At 73.5% G+C, this 16,484-nt stretch carries 16 protein-coding genes and 1 tRNA gene; 11 read left to right on the top strand and 6 right to left on the bottom strand.

Going from position 1 to position 16,484, the window contains the following annotated elements:
• From J1M41_RS12265 to ilvA, 7 genes are all read left to right on the top strand, one after another.
• Nucleotides 1-1,689, top strand: a 1,689-nt coding sequence (locus tag J1M41_RS12265) for a DUF501 domain-containing protein (RefSeq protein WP_342214092.1), incomplete at its 5' end; no start/stop codon positions are given.
• A gap of 53 nt (nucleotides 1,690-1,742) precedes the next feature.
• Nucleotides 1,743-3,158 carry an NAD(P)/FAD-dependent oxidoreductase gene (locus tag J1M41_RS08400; protein WP_206451551.1) on the top strand — a complete coding sequence of 472 codons (1,416 nt, stop codon included), beginning with the start codon at nucleotides 1,743-1,745 and terminating at the stop codon, nucleotides 3,156-3,158.
• A gap of 91 nt (nucleotides 3,159-3,249) precedes the next feature.
• A tRNA-Leu gene (locus tag J1M41_RS08395) sits at nucleotides 3,250-3,326 on the top strand.
• Nucleotides 3,327-3,510: 184 nt separating this feature from the next.
• Nucleotides 3,511-4,386 carry a Bax inhibitor-1/YccA family protein gene (locus tag J1M41_RS08390; protein ID WP_206451550.1) on the top strand — a complete coding sequence of 292 codons (876 nt, stop codon included), beginning with the start codon at nucleotides 3,511-3,513 and terminating at the stop codon, nucleotides 4,384-4,386.
• Nucleotides 4,387-4,507: 121 nt separating this feature from the next.
• The gene (locus J1M41_RS08385) at nucleotides 4,508-5,479 is read left to right on the top strand and encodes an aldose 1-epimerase family protein (protein WP_158184675.1); all 972 of its coding nucleotides are present in this window, start codon (nucleotides 4,508-4,510) and stop codon (nucleotides 5,477-5,479) included.
• Nucleotides 5,476-6,693, top strand: a complete 1,218-nt coding sequence (locus J1M41_RS08380; protein WP_049147428.1) for an AI-2E family transporter — start codon at nucleotides 5,476-5,478, stop codon at nucleotides 6,691-6,693. The genes J1M41_RS08385 and J1M41_RS08380 overlap by 4 nt, the downstream gene beginning before the upstream one ends.
• Nucleotides 6,693-8,024 (top strand): threonine ammonia-lyase, encoded by a 1,332-nt coding sequence (gene ilvA, locus J1M41_RS08375; RefSeq protein ID WP_206451549.1) that lies wholly within the window; start codon nucleotides 6,693-6,695, stop codon nucleotides 8,022-8,024. Before J1M41_RS08380 ends, ilvA begins: the two co-directional genes overlap by 1 nt.
• Before the next feature lie 10 nt (nucleotides 8,025-8,034).
• Here ilvA and J1M41_RS08370 read toward each other — a convergent pair whose 3' ends face one another.
• Nucleotides 8,035-8,673, bottom strand: coding sequence for a GPP34 family phosphoprotein (locus J1M41_RS08370; RefSeq protein ID WP_206451548.1), 639 nt, complete (start codon nucleotides 8,671-8,673; stop codon nucleotides 8,035-8,037).
• A gap of 122 nt (nucleotides 8,674-8,795) precedes the next feature.
• Here J1M41_RS08370 and abc-f point away from each other — a divergent pair, with 122 nt between their 5' ends.
• Entirely contained in the window at nucleotides 8,796-10,394 is a 1,599-nt protein-coding gene (abc-f, locus tag J1M41_RS08365) for a ribosomal protection-like ABC-F family protein (protein ID WP_192593289.1), read from the top strand.
• Nucleotides 10,395-10,424: 30 nt separating this feature from the next.
• On the opposite strand, the gene J1M41_RS08360 is transcribed toward abc-f, so the two are convergent.
• The 3 genes from J1M41_RS08360 to J1M41_RS08350 form a co-directional block, all read right to left on the bottom strand.
• On the bottom strand, nucleotides 10,425-11,237 hold the full coding sequence (locus J1M41_RS08360) for an SURF1 family protein (RefSeq protein ID WP_342214091.1): 813 nt from the start codon (nucleotides 11,235-11,237) through the stop codon (nucleotides 10,425-10,427).
• A 137-nt stretch (nucleotides 11,238-11,374) separates the two neighbouring features.
• Nucleotides 11,375-11,869 (bottom strand): transcription elongation factor GreA, encoded by a 495-nt coding sequence (gene greA, locus J1M41_RS08355; protein ID WP_002856531.1) that lies wholly within the window; start codon nucleotides 11,867-11,869, stop codon nucleotides 11,375-11,377.
• A 257-nt stretch (nucleotides 11,870-12,126) separates the two neighbouring features.
• Nucleotides 12,127-12,573, bottom strand: coding sequence for a DUF4307 domain-containing protein (locus tag J1M41_RS08350; protein WP_036316331.1), 447 nt, complete (start codon nucleotides 12,571-12,573; stop codon nucleotides 12,127-12,129).
• A gap of 105 nt (nucleotides 12,574-12,678) precedes the next feature.
• On the opposite strand from J1M41_RS08350, the gene mca reads away from it, so the two are divergent.
• Both mca and J1M41_RS08340 read left to right on the top strand, forming a co-directional pair.
• Nucleotides 12,679-13,671, top strand: a complete 993-nt coding sequence (gene mca / locus J1M41_RS08345; RefSeq protein ID WP_010079320.1) for a mycothiol conjugate amidase Mca — start codon at nucleotides 12,679-12,681, stop codon at nucleotides 13,669-13,671.
• Nucleotides 13,672-13,719: 48 nt separating this feature from the next.
• Nucleotides 13,720-14,124, top strand: a complete 405-nt coding sequence (locus tag J1M41_RS08340) for a hypothetical protein (protein WP_095695399.1) — start codon at nucleotides 13,720-13,722, stop codon at nucleotides 14,122-14,124.
• Between the two features lie 153 nt (nucleotides 14,125-14,277).
• Here J1M41_RS08340 and J1M41_RS08335 read toward each other — a convergent pair whose 3' ends face one another.
• Nucleotides 14,278-14,997, bottom strand: a complete 720-nt coding sequence (locus J1M41_RS08335; RefSeq protein WP_155933609.1) for a hemolysin III family protein — start codon at nucleotides 14,995-14,997, stop codon at nucleotides 14,278-14,280.
• 105 nt (nucleotides 14,998-15,102) lie between these two features.
• On the opposite strand from J1M41_RS08335, the gene J1M41_RS08330 reads away from it, so the two are divergent.
• Nucleotides 15,103-15,876 (top strand): isoprenyl transferase, encoded by a 774-nt coding sequence (locus tag J1M41_RS08330; RefSeq protein ID WP_206451547.1) that lies wholly within the window; start codon nucleotides 15,103-15,105, stop codon nucleotides 15,874-15,876.
• Here J1M41_RS08330 and J1M41_RS08325 read toward each other — a convergent pair.
• A partial coding sequence (locus J1M41_RS08325; RefSeq protein WP_206451546.1) for a rhomboid family intramembrane serine protease occupies nucleotides 15,855-16,484 on the bottom strand: 630 nt, incomplete at its 5' end. The two genes, J1M41_RS08330 and J1M41_RS08325, sit on opposite strands and share 22 nt — an antisense overlap.

Here is a 16,484-nt window from a genome sequence, read left to right as displayed (position 1 = left end):
GCGCAGGCCCTGTGGATGCGCGGGGCCAGCCTGACCATGCTGCACCAGCCCACACCGCGCACCGACTTGGCCGTGTGGCCCGAGGACACCATGACCGTCAGCCCCCGCCCCGCCCAGGACCGCACCGTCACCGAGCAGGACCTGGACACCCTGTCCCGCCAGCTCGGCCGCCCGGTCCGGGACGTCGTGGAGATCGGTGCCCGCTGCGTGTGCGGCAACCCCCTCGTGGCCACCACCGCGCCGCGGCTCTCCAACGGCATCCCGTTCCCCACGACCTTCTACCTGACGCACCCCGTGCTGACGGCGGCGGTCTCGCGCGTGGAGGCGGACGGGGAGATGGCGCGCATGAACGACCGCCTCGCCCAGGATCCCGCGCTCGCGGCCGCGCACCGCGCGGCGCACGAGGCCTACATCGCCGAGCGGGACCGGGTCGGGGCCGAGGCCGGCACGGGGCCCGTCCCGGAGATCGCCGGGGTCTCGGCCGGCGGCATGCCCGAGCGCGTGAAGTGCCTGCACGCCCTCGTGGGCCACGCGCTCGCGGCCGGGCCGGGGGTGAACCCGCTCGGTGACGAGGCGATCGCCCTGGTGGCCCCGTGGTGGACGCCCGAGGTCTGCGCGTGCGAGGGCGCGTGGGACGAGGCCGCGGCGGTGCCCACGAAGGACCTGTCCCGGCACGTGAGGCACCTCGAACGCGTCGCCGCGCTCAAGGAGGTCACGGTGGCCGGCGTGGACTGCGGCACGAACTCCATCCGCCTGCTGATCTCCCGGCCGGCCGGGACGGATGAGACCACCGGCGCCGTGGCCGACCCGACGGCGCCGCTGGCCGACGTCGTGCGCGAGATGCGCGTGGTGCGCCTGGGCGAGGGCGTGGACGCCACCGGCGCGTTCTCCGACGCCGCGCTGGAGCGCACCTTCGCGGCGGTGGACGAGTACGCCCGCCTGGTCCAGCGCCACCACGCCGGCCGGGTCCGGTTCGTGGCCACCTCCGCCAGCCGGGACGTCTCCAACCGGGCCGCGTTCGTCGACGGCGTCCGGGAGCGGCTCGGCGTCGAGCCGGAGGTCGTCTCGGGCGCCGAGGAGGCCGCCCTGTCCTTCGCGGGCGCCGTCTCCGCCGTCGAGACCGCGGACCTGGGCCCGGAGGACCTCGTGCTCGTCGTGGACCTCGGCGGCGGTTCCACCGAGCTGGTCGTCGGCACGCCTGCGGGCGAGGTCGTGGGCGCGGTCAGCCTGGACATGGGCTGCGTGCGGTTCACCGAGCGTCATCTGCGCTCCGACCCCCCGACGTCGGACGAGGTCGCCGCGGCCCGCGCGGACGCCCGCCGCCTCCTCGACGACGCCGCCGCCCGCCTGCCGCTGGAACGCGTGGCGCGCGTGGTCGGCGTGGCCGGCTCGGTGACCACCGTGACCGCCGAGGCCCTCGGGCTCAGCACGTACGAGCCCGAGGCCATCCACGGTGCGCGCCTGCCGATCGCCGAGTTCCGCGCGGCGGCGGAGGGCCTCGTGGCGGCGACCCGGGCCGAACGCGCCGAGCGGGGGTTCATGCACCCGGGACGGGTGGACGTGATCGGCGCGGGCGCGCTGCTGTGGAGCACCGTCCTGGAGCGGGTGGCCGAGGTCGCGGGCGTCACCGAGGCCTGGGCGAGCGAGCACGACATCCTGGACGGGATCGTGCTCTCGCTGCGGTCCTGACCACGACGGCGGAGAGTGGAGGGGCCGGGCCCGTGCGTGCGTAGACTGGCGGTATGTCTCTCACTCCTGAACTGTCTCCCAAGCCGCGCCTGCTGATCGTCGGCGGCGGCTACGCCGGTTTCCAGCTCGCGAAGGAGCTGCAGACCAAGGTCAAGGACCGCGGCGGCGTCGTGACCGTCGTGGACCCGCTGCCGTACATGACGTACCAGCCGTTCCTGCCCGAGGTCGTCGGCGGCCACATCGAGGGGCGCAACGTCGTCGTGGACCACGCCACGCATCTCAAGGACGCCGAGGTGCTGCGCGGCACCGTCGTGAAGGTGGAGCACGCCCGCCGCGTGGCCACCGTGCGCGGCGAGGACGGCCACGAGTTCGAGCTGCCCTACCAGGACATCGCCATGACCGCCGGCGCCACCACCCGCGTCTTCCCGATCAAGGGCCTGGGCGAGCACGGCATCGGTCTGAAGACCGTGGAGGAGGCCGTGACGCTGCGCAACCAGATCCTGGAGCGTCTGGACGCCGCCTCCCTCATGGTGGACGCCGAGGCCCGTCGTCGCGCCCTGACCTTCGTGGTGGTCGGCGGCGGCTTCGCCGGCATCGAGACCGTGGGCGAGATGGAGCACCTCATCCGCACCGCCGTCGCCCGTGACCCGCGCCTGTCCCAGTCCGAGGTCCGCATCGTGCTCGTCGAGGCGATGGGCCGCATCATGCCCGAGGTCGGCGAGGACCAGGCCGTCGGCGTGGTGGAGCACCTGAAGGACCGCGGCATCGAGGTCCTGCTCAACACCTCGCTGGGCGACGCCACGGACGGGATCATGACCCTCGTGGACATGAAGGACAAGTCCGAGAAGGAGAAGTTCGGGGCCGACACCCTCGTGTGGACCGCGGGCGTGGCCGCCAACGCCGTCGCCAAGCAGACCGACTTCCCGGTCGAGGAGCGTGGCCGCATCGAGGTCACCCCCACCCTCCAGGTCAAGGACGGGGAGGACGGCGTGCTCGAGGGCGCCTGGGGCTGCGGCGACGTCTGCGCCGTCCCGGACCTGACCGGCGCGGGCCCCGGCGGGTTCTGCGTCCCGAACGCCCAGCACGCCGGCCGTCAGGCCAAGCAGCTGGCCGCCAACTACATGGCCGTCCGCCACGGCGAGGGCGAGGTGCAGGAGTACGTGCACAAGTCGCTCGGCGCCGTCGCCGGCCTGGGCTTCTTCAAGGGCGTCGGCAACCCGCTCGGCGTGAAGATCTCCGGCCCCGCCGCCTTCCTGGCGCACCGCGGCTACCACGCCTACGCGATGCCCACCCTGGACCGGCGCTTCCGCATCCTGTCCGGCTGGGTCGCCGAGACCCTGTTCGGCCGTGACTCCACCTCGGTGGCGGGCCTGGACACCCCGTTCAACCCGTTCCGCCGCGCCGCGGGCGTCGAGCTCGAGCCCGGCCGCTTCGAGCGGCAGCGGGCCCTCGAGTCCTCGAAGGGCTGATCCCGCAGCCAGCGGGCCGCCGGCCCCGTCCGAGCGCATCGGGCGGGGCCGGCATCGTCCGCACCCGGGCCCGCGTCCACGGGCCCGCCACGCCCCCGTGGCCCAACTGGCAGAGGCGGCCGACTTAAAATCGGCGTGTTGCGGGTTCGAGTCCCGCCGGGGGCACCACGCGTCTCCCCGCGCGCCTCGCTTCTGCGCCCACCGTGAACAGCCGGTGAACCGGCGCGGATCCACGCTCCGACCCCGCGCGCGGACACAGACCTCCCGATAGGATCGTGCTGAACCCCGGGGCACGAGCGCTGCTCACTGCGGCGGCGTGCGACCGGGCCGACTCGACCCGAAGGAGTGAGCCGTGGCGAATCCGGTCATGAACTCTCAGAACTTCCAGCAGCAGATGCAGGGCGGCGGACAGGCGCAGCCCGGTTGGTACCAGGGCGGGCAGCAGTCCGCGCAGTCCCCGTACGGCCAGCAGCAGAGCCCGTACGGCCAGGCCCAGGCGTTCGGCGCCGGCCAGGCGGCCCAGCAGTACGCGCACCAGCAGTCCATGGAGGACGCCTTCCGCGCGCCCTCCGCCGGCCCGGAGCAGACCGGCCGGATGACCTTCAACGACGTCGTCGGCAAGACCGGCCTGATGCTCGTGCTCGTCGTGGTGGCGGGCGCCGTGGGCTGGTTCTCGCCGGGCCTGATGATCATCGGCGCGATCGCCGGCCTCGTGCTGGGCCTGGTCAACGCGTTCAAGCGCGAGCCCTCGCCCGTGCTGATCATGGCCTACGCCGTGGCGCAGGGCCTGTTCCTGGGCGGCATCTCGGCGTTCTTCGAGGGCGCCTACCCGGGCATCGTGGTGCAGGCCGTGCTCGGCACCGTCTCCGTGTTCGCGGTGATGCTGGCGCTCTACACCTCGGGCAAGTTCCGCCCGACCCCGCGCATGACGAAGATCGTCATGGGCGCCATGATCGGCTACCTCGTCTTCATGCTCGTCAACCTGGTCCTCACCTGGACCGGCATCGGCAACATGCGTGAGGGCGGCCTGGGCCTGATCATCGGCGCGATCGCCGTGCTGCTCGCCGCGTACTCGCTGACGATGGACTTCGAGATGGCCGCCGTGGGCGTGAAGAACGGCGCCCCGCAGAAGTACTCCTGGTCCGTGGCCTTCGGCCTGACCGTGACCCTGATCTGGCTGTACATCGAGATCCTGCGCATCGTCGCCATCCTGCGCGGCAACGACTGACCGGCGCCCCGTCCCCGCACGGAGACCCGCACCGCCGCCCCGGTCCTGCACGGGGCCGGGGCGGTCTGCGTCCGCGAGGGCGTAGATTGAGGGGGTCCCTCGCCGCCACTCAGGAGGTCCCGTGACCGAGACCAGCGACCTGCCCGCCTTCGGGGCTCCGGACGCCACCGGCACCCAGCACCGCCTGCACCGCGGGTCCGCGGAGGCCGTCGTCGTCGGCCTGGCCGGTGCCCTGCGCCGGTACCGCGTGGCCGGCGTGGACCTGACCGAGCCGTACGGCCAGGACGTGGTCCCGCCCGCCGCCAACGGCATCCAGATGAGCCCGTGGCCGAACCGCGTCGCCGGCGCCCGCTGGATCCTGGACGGCGTCGAGCAGCGCCTGGACGTCACCGAACCCGCGCGCGGCCACGCCAGCCACGGCCTGCTGCGCAACACCCACTTCGTCACCGAGACGTTCTCCGCCCACGCGGTGACCCTGCGCGGTGAGATCCACCCCCAGCACGGCTGGCCGTTCCGGCTCACCCACCGCGTCACGTACGAGCTCGAGGCGGACGGCGGCCTCGCCGTCACCGCCGAGGTGCAGAACCACACGGACGCCACCGTGCCCGTGGCGGTCGGCGCCCACCCGTTCCTGCGGATCGGGGACGTCCCGACGGCGGAGCTGAGCCTGCGCGTGCCCGCGGACGCCTGGATCCGCACGGGGGAGGACCTCATCCCCGTGGAGACCCTGCCGGTGGACGGCACGGACCTGGACTTCCGCCGCGGCCGGGCCGTGGGCGAGGACGCCCTGGACGTGTGCCTCACCGGCCTGACCCCGGACGCCGACGGCCGCCACCGCCAGACCCTGCTCGCCGCGGACGGCCGGGCCGTGACCCTGTGGTCCGACCACGCGTTCGCCTACACCCACGTCTTCGTCACGGACCGGCTGCCCGGCCGGGACACGGCGCTCGCGGTGGAGCCGCTCACCGCTCCCGCGGACGCCCTGAACTCGGGGGAGGGCCTGCACCGGCTCGCCCCGCACGCCCGCTGGAGCGTCCAGTGGGGTCTGACCCCCCATGTCCCCGACCACCCACACGAGGAGGATCGCGCGTGAGCTCGACCCTGGCGGCCCAGACCAAGATCAACAAGGACGTGCCCTACGGGCTGACGGTGGCCGCGGCCTGGTCCTGGCGGCTGGTGGCCGTCGTCATCGGCATCGGCGTCGTGGTGTACCTGCTGGGCTTCGTGAGCCTCGTGGTGATCCCGATCCTCGTGGCCGCGCTGCTGGCCACCCTGCTGGCCCCGGTGTTCCAGGCGATGCGGCGCATCAAGGTGCCGGGCGTCGCGGCCGCCCTGCTGTGCGTGCTGCTGTTGGTCGTCGTCGTGGTGGGCCTCATGGGGCTCGCCGGTCAGCAGATCGTCCAGGGCTTCGCCCAACTGGGCGACCAGCTGGGCCAGGCCGTCGACGACGCGATCGCCTGGCTGGCCGGCGTGGGCGTGGAGATCCCCCGTTCCGGTGCCGGGCTGGAGGGCCTGTGGCAGACGCTGCGGGACAACTCCACCACGGTCATGAACAGCGCCGTCTCGTTCGGCTCCACGGCCGTCAACATCGGTGCGGGCCTGTTCATCGCCCTGTTCTCCCTGATCTTCTTCCTCTACGACGGCGACCGCATCTGGCGCTTCCTGCTGATCTTCGTGCCGAAGGCGCACCGGGCCACCGTGGGCCGCGCGGGCCGCTCGGGCTGGCAGTCGCTCGGCTCCTACGTGCGGGTCCAGATCTTCGTGGCGTTCATCGACGCCGTCGGCATCGGCATCGGCGCCCTGATCCTGGGGGTGCCGCTGGCCATCCCGCTGGCCGTGCTCGTGTTCCTGGCCTCGTTCATCCCGATGATCGGCGCCACCCTGACCGGCGCGATGGCGGTGCTCCTGGCGCTGATGTCCAACGGCCTGGTCAACGCGCTGCTCATGCTGGGCGTGGTGCTGCTCGTGCAGCAGATCGAGTCGAACGTCCTGCAGCCGCTCGTGATGGGCAAGGCCGTCGCGCTGCACCCGCTGGCCGTGTTCCTGGCCGTCGCCGCCGGCTCCACCGTCCTCGGTCTGGCGGGCGCCGTGTTCGCCGTGCCGGTGCTGGCCTTCGTGAACAGCTTCGTCCGCGCCCTCACCGCCGACACTCCCGAGGAGCTCACGGAGCGGACGGACCACGCCCTCGAACCGGGCGGCGCGGAGGACGAGACGGCCGGCTCCCACCGGTACCGCCCCTCGGCGCACGACGACGCCGCCCTCGCCTCCGAGGCCGACGCGGGCACCCGGCACGGGGACGACGCCTGATGGGCGCGACGCAGGCCACGGACACCCCGGACCGGACCGTCCCGACGCCGTCGCCCCGGTGGGTGCGGCCCGCCGGCGGCCCGCCGGCCCCGGCGGCGCTGCCCGTCACCCTCGAGGAGATCGAGCGGGCGCGCGAGACGCTGCGCGGGATCGCCGAGCGCTCCCCGCTGCAGCACTCCCGGGCGCTCTCCCGGGCCGTGGGCACGGACGTGCACCTGAAGTGCGAGAACCTGCAGCGGGCCGGCTCGTTCAAGGTCCGCGGCGCCTACGTGCGGATGGCGCAGCTGAGCGAGGAGGAGCGCGGCCGCGGCGTCGTGGCCGCCTCGGCCGGCAACCACGCCCAGGGCGTCGCCCTCGCGGCCGCCAAGCTCGGCATCCGCGCCCGCATCTTCATGCCGCACGGCGTCGCCCTGCCCAAGCTGCAGGCCACCCGGGACCACGGCGCCGAGGTCGTCCTGCACGGCTCCACCGTGGACGAGTCCCTCGCCGAGGCGCAGCGGTGGGCCACGGAGACCGGTGCCGTGTTCATCCCGCCGTTCGACGACCCGGCCGTGATCGCGGGCCAGGGCACCGTCGGCCTCGAGATCCTCGACGTGCTGCCGGACGTGGACACCGTGATCATGGGCATCGGCGGCGGGGGGCTCATCGCCGGCACGGCCGTGGCCCTCAAGGAGGCCGCCCGGCGTCGGGGGCGCACGGTGCGCGTCATCGGCGTGCAGGCGGCCACCGCCGCGGCCTTCCCCGGCTCCCTCGAGGAGGGCCGCGTCCAGGTGCTGGAGAGCGTGTCCACCATCGCGGACGGCATCGCCGTCGGCAGGCCCGGGGCCCTGCCGCTGCGGATCGCCGCCGAGCTGGTGGACGCCGTCGTGACCGTCACGGACGACGAGATCGCCGCGGCCCTCGTCCACCTCCTCGAGCGCTCCAAGCTCGTCGTGGAGCCGGCGGGCGCCGTCGGGGTGGCCGCCCTGCTGGCGGGCCGCACGGCGGACCTGGGCTTCGAGCTCGGCACCACCGCCGTGATCCTCTCCGGCGGGAACATCGATCCGATGCTCATGCTGAAGTCCATCCAGGCCGGACTGTCGGCCGCGGGGCGCTACATGACCGTGCGCATCCCGCTGCGGGACCGCCCGGGCGAGCTGGCCACGATCTCACGGATCATCGCGGACACGGACGCCAACGTGGTGCGCGTGGACCACACCCGCGTCGGCCCGGAGCTGTCCATGGGCGGCGTGCACATCACGATCGACATGGAGACCCGCGGCACCGAGCACTCCGCCCAGGTGCTGGAGGCGTTGCGCGCGGCCGGCTACAGCCCGGCCCCGCTGCCCTGACCGGGCCGGCTCAGGCCACGGAGCCGGCGGCGGCCGCGGTGACGGTGCCACAGGTCCCGCCCACCGCGCGGCGCACGGCCTGGACCAGGAGGTCCTCGCGCGTCAGCGTCTCGATGCGGCGGACCATCTCGCGGCGGTCGTAGCGCTCGTGGGCGCCCGGCAGGAGGCGTCGGGCGAGGTTGAGGTGCTGCAGCACGCCGAGCAGGAGCACGTCCTCGTCGGCGGGCTCGGCCTCGTCGAGGACCACGGCGGTCAGGTGCGCCAGCAGCTCGGTGCGCTCGGTGCCCCGGGGGACGTGCCGGGTGGCCAGGAAGGCCTTGCGCTCGGTGAGGCGGCCGGTCTCGGTCAGATGGGCGACGACGGCCTTGCGCAGATCCGGCTTGCCGGCCGCCACGGTGGACACGAGCGGTCGACCGGCCAGGGCGTCGACCTGTCCGAGGGAGGAGTCCAGGACGGGGTCGCCGGTGGTGCCGGCCGCGGTCACGAGCACGCGGGCCCGGTCCACGGGGACGTCCTCGAGCGTCACGATCCCGGCGGAGCGGTGGTCGGCCAGCGCGGCGGCCGCGAGGGCCACGCGATGGTGGGAGGGGCTCTCGGAGCGCCCGTCCTCGCGGGTGAGCAACAGGTGCGCCTTCTCGACGGTCAGCATGGGGCCAGAGTGTAGACGGACTAGACTGGCCCGGCACCGCGCTGGCCCCCGCCCGTCGAGATCGGCCGGACCCCGCCGGTGCACCCCTGTCCTTCCCTCGACCCCTGGAGTCTGACACCCCCATGCTGACCGTCACCGATGTCGAACTGCGCGTGGGCGCCCGTCTCCTCATGGACGAGGTGAACTTCCGCGTGGACAAGGGGGACAAGGTCGGCCTCGTGGGGCGCAACGGCGCCGGCAAGACGACGCTGACCAAGGTCCTGGCCGGCGGCGGGCAGCCCACGGCGGGCACCGTGACCCGGACCGGGCGCATCGGCTACCTGCCCCAGGACCCCAAGGTCGAGGACATGGACCAGTCCGGCCGCGACCGCATCCTCTCCGCCCGCGACCTGGACCAGACGATCCGCCGCATGCGGGAGGCCGAGGCCGGCATGGCCGCCGTCGACGACGCCGAGCGGGAGCGGGCGATGAACCGCTACTCCCGCCTGGAGGCGGAGTTCGGGGCCCGCGGCGGCTACGCGGCCGAGTCCGAGGCCGCCCGGATCACGTCCAACCTCGGCCTGCCGGACCGCGTCCTGGACCAGCCGCTGCACACCCTCTCCGGCGGCCAGCGCCGCCGCGTGGAGCTCGCCCGCATCCTCTTCTCCGACGCGGACATCCTGCTGCTGGACGAGCCCACCAACCACCTCGACCACGACTCGATCGTGTGGCTGCGCGACTACCTGAAGACCTACTCCGGCGGCCTCCTGATGATCTCGCACGACGTCGAGCTCATGGAGATGACCGTGAACAAGGTCCTCTACCTGGACGCGAACCGGCAGACCATGGACGTCTACAACATGACGTGGAAGAACTACCTCGCCCAGCGCCAGCAGGACGAGGCGCGCCGCCGCCGGGAGTTCGCCAACGCGGAGAAGAAGGCCTCGGCCCTCATGGCCCAGGCCGAGAAGATGCGTGCCAAGGCGACCAAGGCCACCGCCGCGCAGAACATGATCAAGCGCGCCGAGCGGCTCATGCGCGGCGTCGAGGGCGAGCGCGCGGTCGATCGCGTGGCCGCGATCCGCTTCCCCACCCCGCAGGCCTCCGGCAAGACGCCGCTGCGCGCCGAGAACCTCTCCAAGTCCTACGGCTCGCTCGAGATCTTCACGGGAGTGGACCTGGCGATCGACCGCGGCTCGCGCGTGGTGATCCTGGGCTACAACGGCGCCGGCAAGACGACGCTGCTGCGCATGCTCGCCGGGGAGGAGACCCCGGACACCGGGGAGGTGCAGGCGGGCCACGGGCTCAAGCTGGGCTACTTCGCCCAGGAGCACGACACCCTGGACCAGGACGCGTCCGTCCTGGACAACATGCGCCACGCCGCCCCGCAGCTCGGCGACACCCAGGCGCGCACGCTGCTCGGCTCGTTCCTCTTCCAGGGCGACGACGTCGACAAGCCCGCCCGCGTCCTCTCCGGCGGCGAGAAGACCCGCCTGGCGCTGGCCACGCTCGTGGCCTCGAGCGCGAACGTGCTGCTGCTGGACGAGCCCACGAACAACCTCGACCCCGCCAGCCGTGAGGAGATCCTCCACGCACTGCGCCAGTACGAGGGCGCCGTGGTGCTCGTGACCCACGACGAGGGCGCCGTCGAGGCGCTCGACCCCGAGCGCGTGGTGCTGCTGCCGGACGGGGTCGAGGACCTCTGGAACGACGACTACAGGGACCTCATCACCCTCGCCTGAGTCCGCGGGCCGCCGAGGCGGAGGGCCGGCTCAGTCGAAGAGCGCGTCCTCGGCCTCCTCGTCCGTGAGCCGCCCGTCGCGCCGCCGCCGGGCCGGCTTGGCGCGGGGGACCCGGTGCGCGGAGAGCAGCCCGTCGTCCGCGGCGTCGTCGAGGGCGTCGGCCCGGTCGTTGCGCGCGCGCATCCACGCGGAGTACCCCCACACCCCGAAGCCCATGGCCGCGAACAGGTACCACTGGATCGCGTAGGACAGGTGCGGGCCCTCGTCCAGGGTGGGCTCGACGAGCTTCTGCGGCATCGACTCCACCGCCGGGTCCTCCGTGACCATGATCCCGTAGGCCGTCCCGGCCACGGGCCCGCCCACGGTGTCGGCGATCTCGGTGAGGTCGATCGAGGGCACCTGGCCGTCCGGGGCGTCGCGGTCCAGGGCCGGCTCCCCGGGCTTGACCCGCACCACGACCTCGGCGTGGCCGGCGGGCGGGGCCGGCACGGCGTCCGGCTGACCCGGGGTGTTGCCCACCGGGAGCCAGCCGCGGTCCACCACGACGACGGGGCCCTCGTCCGTCCGGAACGGCACGATCACCTCGTAGCCGGGCTGGCCGGCGCGGGGACGGTTGCGGACGATGAGCGTCTCGTCGACGAGGTACTCGCCGGTCAGTGTCACGGGCGTCCACTCGTCCTCGGTCTGGAACGCGGTGAACAGCCGGGAGGCCTCGGCGAACGGGACCGGGTCGTCGTCGTAGTTCTCCAGGACGCGGTTGACGCGGTGCTGGACCTCCACGCGGCGGTCCCACTGCCACTGGGCGAGCGCGTGGCACAGGAACGCGAAGAGGATGCACACCACGAAGCCGAGGATCCACGGGCCGGTGGCGAGGAAGCCGAAGCGCAGGGGAGGCAGGCGTTCGGCGTCGCGGGCGGTCGGGGCGACGACGGCCGCGGTCCCCTCGAGGGGACCGCGGCCGTCGTCGGGGCCGGGGAGGGTCAGCCGGAGTAGGGCTGGACGTCCTTGACCTCGACCTTGATGTCCTTGCCGTTCGGGGCGGTGTAGGAGACCTTGTCGCCCTTCTTGGCACCGTTGATGGCCTCGCCGAGCGGGGAGCGCTCGGAGTAGACCTCGAGCGACTCGTCGTCCGCGGCGATCTCGCGGTTGCCGAAGAGGAACGTCATCTCGTCGCCGGCGACGACGGCGGTCACCACGGTGCCCGGGTGCACGGCGCCGTCGTTCTCGGCGGCCTCGCCGACGCGGGCGGTCTCGAGCAGGTGCTTCAGCTCGGCGATGCGGCCCTCGTTCTTGGACTGCTCCTCGCGGGCGGCGTGGTAGCCGCCGTTCTCCTTGAGGTCGCCCTCATCGCGCGCGGCCTCGATGCGCTCGATGATCTCCTGGCGACCGGGGCCGGAGATGTGCTCGAGCTCCTTGGAGAGGCGGTCGTACGCCTCCTGAGTCAGCCACGGGGCGTCGGACTGGCTGGTGGTCATGCTCTGTTCCGCCTTTCTGTCTCGGGTGATGCGGAGTCCGGGGCGCGGCGCACCGTATCCGGTGCGCGATCCGCGTCCGGCGGACGCGCCCGCATGCGAAAGACCCCGCCGACCAGGAGGACGCGCGTGACCCGAGGGCTCCGTGCGACGCCTGCCTGACTCACCGGCGGGGCGGGAATGCTCCGACGAGTCTATCCGGGCGGCGTGCGTCACACCAAAGGCGGCCGCTACGCCGAGGGCGGAGCGGCCGAGAGGGCTCAGACCTTGCGGCAGGTCTCGACGATGCCGGAGTCGCCCCGCACCACGGTGCGCACGTCCACGGTGTAGCGCTGCTGCGCGTCCGAGGGGGAGTCCCGCCGGTCGGCCGGCAGGGTCTCCAGGCGGACGGTGCGGAAGCCGACGGGGGCGGCGTGGGAGTCGGTGACGAGCACATCGCACTCGGCCTGCACGCCCTCCGGGACGGAGGCCTGGAAGGTGACGGTCGCGTGGCCGTCGTCCTCGATGGTGAAGCCGACGTCCTTGTACTCGATGGCGCCCACGGACATGTTCAGGCCGATCCACACGGACAGCAGCACGGCCACGACCAGCCCGAGCCCGCCGAGGCCCGCCCACAGCCGACGACGGCCCGGACGCGTGTGGTTCGTGCCGTACCGGTTGGCTAATGTGGGGTCCTGCGCGCGGACCGCGGGGGCGTGGTGGGACATCCCCTCCACCCTAGCCGCTGCCCGCCGCCGGAGGCCGATGACGACGTCGGCCCAGCCCCCTCACGCCGTCGCCCCCGCGGCGGCGGACAGGAGTGTGCGATCCCCGTGACCGATCAGACCCCCCAGGCCCAGCCCGCCGCAGGCACCGCCCTGCCGCCCTCCACCGGGCTGCGCCTCATGGCGGTGCACGCCCACCCGGACGACGAGTCCTCGAAGGGGGCCGGCACCATGGCCGCCTACGCGGCGGCCGGGGCCGAGGTCATGGTCGTCACGTGCACCGGCGGCGAGGCCGGCACCCTGCTCAACCCGTCGTTCGGGGACACCACCCGGGCCGACCGGGACATCGCGGCCGTGCGCCGCGAGGAGATGGCGGAGGCCGCGCGCATCCTCGGCATCCGGCACGCCTGGCTCGGCTTCCTCGACTCGGGCCTGCCCGAGGGGGATCCGCTGCCGGCCCTCCCGGCGAACTGCTTCGCCGAGATCCCGCTCCGGGATGCGGCGGCCCCGCTGATCTCGCTCGTGCGCCGGTTCCGCCCGCACGTGCTCATCTCCTACGACGAGGTCGGCGGCTACCCCCACCCGGACCACCTGCAGGCCCACGCCGTGACGATGGAGGCGTACCGGGCCGCGGGCCTCGCCGACGAGTACCCCGAGGCCGGGCCCGCCTGGGAGGTCTCGAAGGTCTACTACGACTGCGGCTTCAACCCGCGGAAGTTCCGCACGATGGCCGCGGTGGCCGAGGCCGACGGCGAGGACGTGCCGTTCGCCCGACGCCTGATGATGTTCGACGCGATGGACGCGATGCGCGAGGTGCTGCGCCGCCGCGAAGCCGGGGAGGACGTGCCCGACCCGGAGGTCATCCCGCCGTGGGTCACCGCGGACCACGACGTCACCACGCAGGTGGACGTCACCGGCTTCCTCGACGAGCGCGACGCCGCCCTGCGGGCGCACCGCACCCAGATCGACCCCGACGGCATGTTCTTCGACGCCCCCCATGATCTGCAGCGGCGCGCCTGGCCGTGGGAGGACTTCGCGCTGATCGACTCGCGCGTGCCCTCCGAGCTGCCGGAGCACGACCTCTTCGCCGGCCTGCGCTGAGCCGACCCGGCTCGGGCCGTGCGGCCGGGGCCGGTAGAGTGGGGCGGCGTGACACCCCTGTCTGGCCTTCCCCTCGTCCTCACCGCGCTCGCGGCCGCGAGCCCCGCGCCGGTGCCCGCCGTCCCGGAGCCGACGCTGCGCCCCGGGCTCGAGGAGGCGGAGGTCACCCCCGGCATCGAGGGGTTCCTGTTCACCGCGCTCATGGTGGTCATGGCGATCATCGTCTTCCGCGTCATGGTCCGCTCGGTGCGCCGCGTCCAGCAGCGCTCCCCGGAGGCCGAGGCCATGCTCGTGGAGCGCCATCAGCAGCACCTGCCGGACGAGGCGCGCGCGGGCGGCGAGCACCTGGACGCGGACTCCGAGGACCGGCTGCGCCGCCTGCAGGAGAAGTACCCCGGCTACCTCCAGGAGCCGGCCCCGGAGCCCCAGGCCCCGGACACCGGACGCGACTGACCGCCGTCGGGCCCGCGCACGCTCAGGAGCCGCCCGTGAGTCGACGCCCGATCCCTTGAGGCCCGCAGACGCGCCGCCACCTCCATGCCGTAGCGGCGCGTCTGCGGGCCTCGGCGCTGCCCGGCGGGCCGCAGACCCCCGTCCCCGACACACTCAGGCGACGACGAGCACCGCCCGGTAGATGGCGACGGCGTGGCACACGAAGCCGGCCACCGTGAAGGCGTGGAACAGCTCGTGGAAGCCGAACCACTCGCGGTGGATCGTGGGGGCCTGCAGCGCGTAGCAGACCGCGCCCGTGATGTACGCGACGCCGCCGGCCACGATCAGCCACCCCGCCGCCGCATCCGCGGCGAAGAAGTCGCCCAGGTAGAGCAGCGCCGCCAGCCCGAGGGCCACGTACACCGGCGTGTAGAGCCAGCGCGGCGCGTCCGTCCACAGCACCCGGAACGCGACGCCGGCCACGGCCCCCACCCACACCAGGGTGAGCAGCACCCGCGCCCGGTCCGGAGCCAGCAGGGCCAGGGAGAGCGGCGTGTAGGTGCCGGCGATGACCAGCATGATGTTCGTGTGGTCCAGCCGCTTGAGGACACGGGAGACCACCTCGTTCCACTGCACCAGGTGGTACGTCGCCGAGACCGCGAACAGCAGCAGGCCCGTCACGGTGTAGACCGCGCTGGCCCACCGCAGCGTCGCGGTCGGCGCGAGCACGATGAGCACGATGCCGGCCGCCAGCGTCAGCGGCGCCATGACCGCGTGGATCCAACCGCGCAGTCGGGGCTTGTACAGCGGATGGTCGGGGTCGCGGATGCGCTCGATGCGCCAGCGCAGGCGACGGGCGGCGTCGGTCTCGCGGAGGGGGGTCACAGGGTCCATGCCTCCATTGTCGTCGGTCGGCCCGGGGCCGGGGCACGGGATGGTCGCTGTGTGCCGCGCGCGTATCCTGGAGGCTCGCAGGACCGTCCGAGAGGGGAGCGCGCCGTGGGTCGACCCGAGGCCTTCTACCGCCTGTACGAACGGCGGCTGGCGCGCGGCCTGGACCCGGAGCGCCTGCCCCGGCACATCGGCGTGCTGGTGGACGGCAACCGTCGCTGGGCCCGCGCGTTCGGGGCGTCCACGCAGCAGGGCCACCAGGCGGGCGCCGAGCGCATCCTCGACTTCATCGGCTGGTGCGACGAGGCCGGCATCCCCGTGGTCACGCTCTACATGCTCTCCACCGAGAACCTGCTGCGCCCGGCGGAGGAGCTCGCCCCGCTCCTGGAGATCATCCAGACGACGACGGAGCGCCTCGCCCAGCCGGCCGAGGGCCGCGCCCCCGTCTGCGTGCAGCCGGTCGGCGCGGTGGACCTGCTCCCCGAGCCCATGGCGCGACGGCTCGCCGAGGTGGCCGAACAGACCAAGGACCACGACGGCGTGCACGTGAACGTGGCCGTGGGCTACGGGGGCCGCCAGGAGATCCTCGACGCCGTGCGCGAGCTGCTGCGGGACGAGCACGCCCTGGGCCACAGCGCGGCGGAGGTGGCCGAGTCCGTCACCGTCGAGCAGATCGCGGACCGGCTCTACACGCGCGGCCAGCCGGACCCGGACCTGGTCATCCGCACGTCCGGGGAGCAGCGGCTCTCCGGGTTCCTGCTCTGGCAGTCCGCCTACTCGGAGTTCTACTTCTGCGAGGCCATGTGGCCCGCGTTCCGCAAGGTCGACTTCCTGCGTGCCCTGCGCGACTACGGCAGCCGTCAGCGCCGGTTCGGCACCTGACGGTCGGCGCGGCCCCACCACAGGCCCAGCAGCACCCCGACGACGGCCCCGGCCAGGTGGCCGGTCCACGAGATGCCGGGTGCCGGCAGCAGGCCGATCAGGCTCGAGCCCAGGTGCGTGAGGGCAACGAGCACGGAGACGACGACCGCCCCGATCCGCCGCACCGCGACCCCGTAGACGATCAGGAACGCGATCAGCGCGTACACGATCCCGGAGGCGCCGATGTGCACGCCCGGGGTGCCGATCACCCAGGTCAGCAGGCCCGAGCCCAGCCAGGCGCAGACGAGCAGGGCCACCGGCCGGCGCGAGACCAGGGCGGCCAGCGGACCGAGGACGACCAGCGCCGTCGTGTTGCCGATCAGGTGGGCCCAGCCGGCGTGCAGCACGGGGGAGAACAGGACTCCGTCGAGGCCGTCGAGGCGTCGGGGGATCAGGCCCACGCCGGGGATGATCACCCGGCCGAGGAAGATCAGCACGACCTGCGCGACCCACATGGCCGCGATCAGCACGGCGGTGGGCGCGACGGCGCCCAGCAGGCGGCCCCCGGCGCGCTCGGCCAGGGTCGGGGCGGGGGCCGGGCCGCCCGGCAGATCGGGCAGGCCGGGGGA

This window comes from Micrococcus sp. KRD096, from assembly GCF_017168495.1.
In the GTDB taxonomy this organism is placed as follows: domain Bacteria; phylum Actinomycetota; class Actinomycetes; order Actinomycetales; family Micrococcaceae; genus Micrococcus; species Micrococcus luteus.
Note: the sequence above shows the minus strand (reverse complement) of the source record. Positions and strands in the feature narration are given on the sequence as shown.

Coding starts and splice junctions, on each gene's coding strand:
- J1M41_RS08400 (WP_206451551.1), top strand. CDS start 1,743: ATGTCTCTCACTCCTGAACTGTCTCCCAAGCCGCGCCTGCTGATCGTC.
- ilvA (WP_206451549.1), top strand. CDS start 6,693: ATGGGCGCGACGCAGGCCACGGACACCCCGGACCGGACCGTCCCGACG.
- J1M41_RS08370 (WP_206451548.1), bottom strand. CDS start 8,673: ATGCTGACCGTCGAGAAGGCGCACCTGTTGCTCACCCGCGAGGACGGG.
- abc-f (WP_192593289.1), top strand. CDS start 8,796: ATGCTGACCGTCACCGATGTCGAACTGCGCGTGGGCGCCCGTCTCCTC.
- greA (WP_002856531.1), bottom strand. CDS start 11,869: ATGACCACCAGCCAGTCCGACGCCCCGTGGCTGACTCAGGAGGCGTAC.
- J1M41_RS08350 (WP_036316331.1), bottom strand. CDS start 12,573: ATGTCCCACCACGCCCCCGCGGTCCGCGCGCAGGACCCCACATTAGCC.
- J1M41_RS08335 (WP_155933609.1), bottom strand. CDS start 14,997: ATGGACCCTGTGACCCCCCTCCGCGAGACCGACGCCGCCCGTCGCCTG.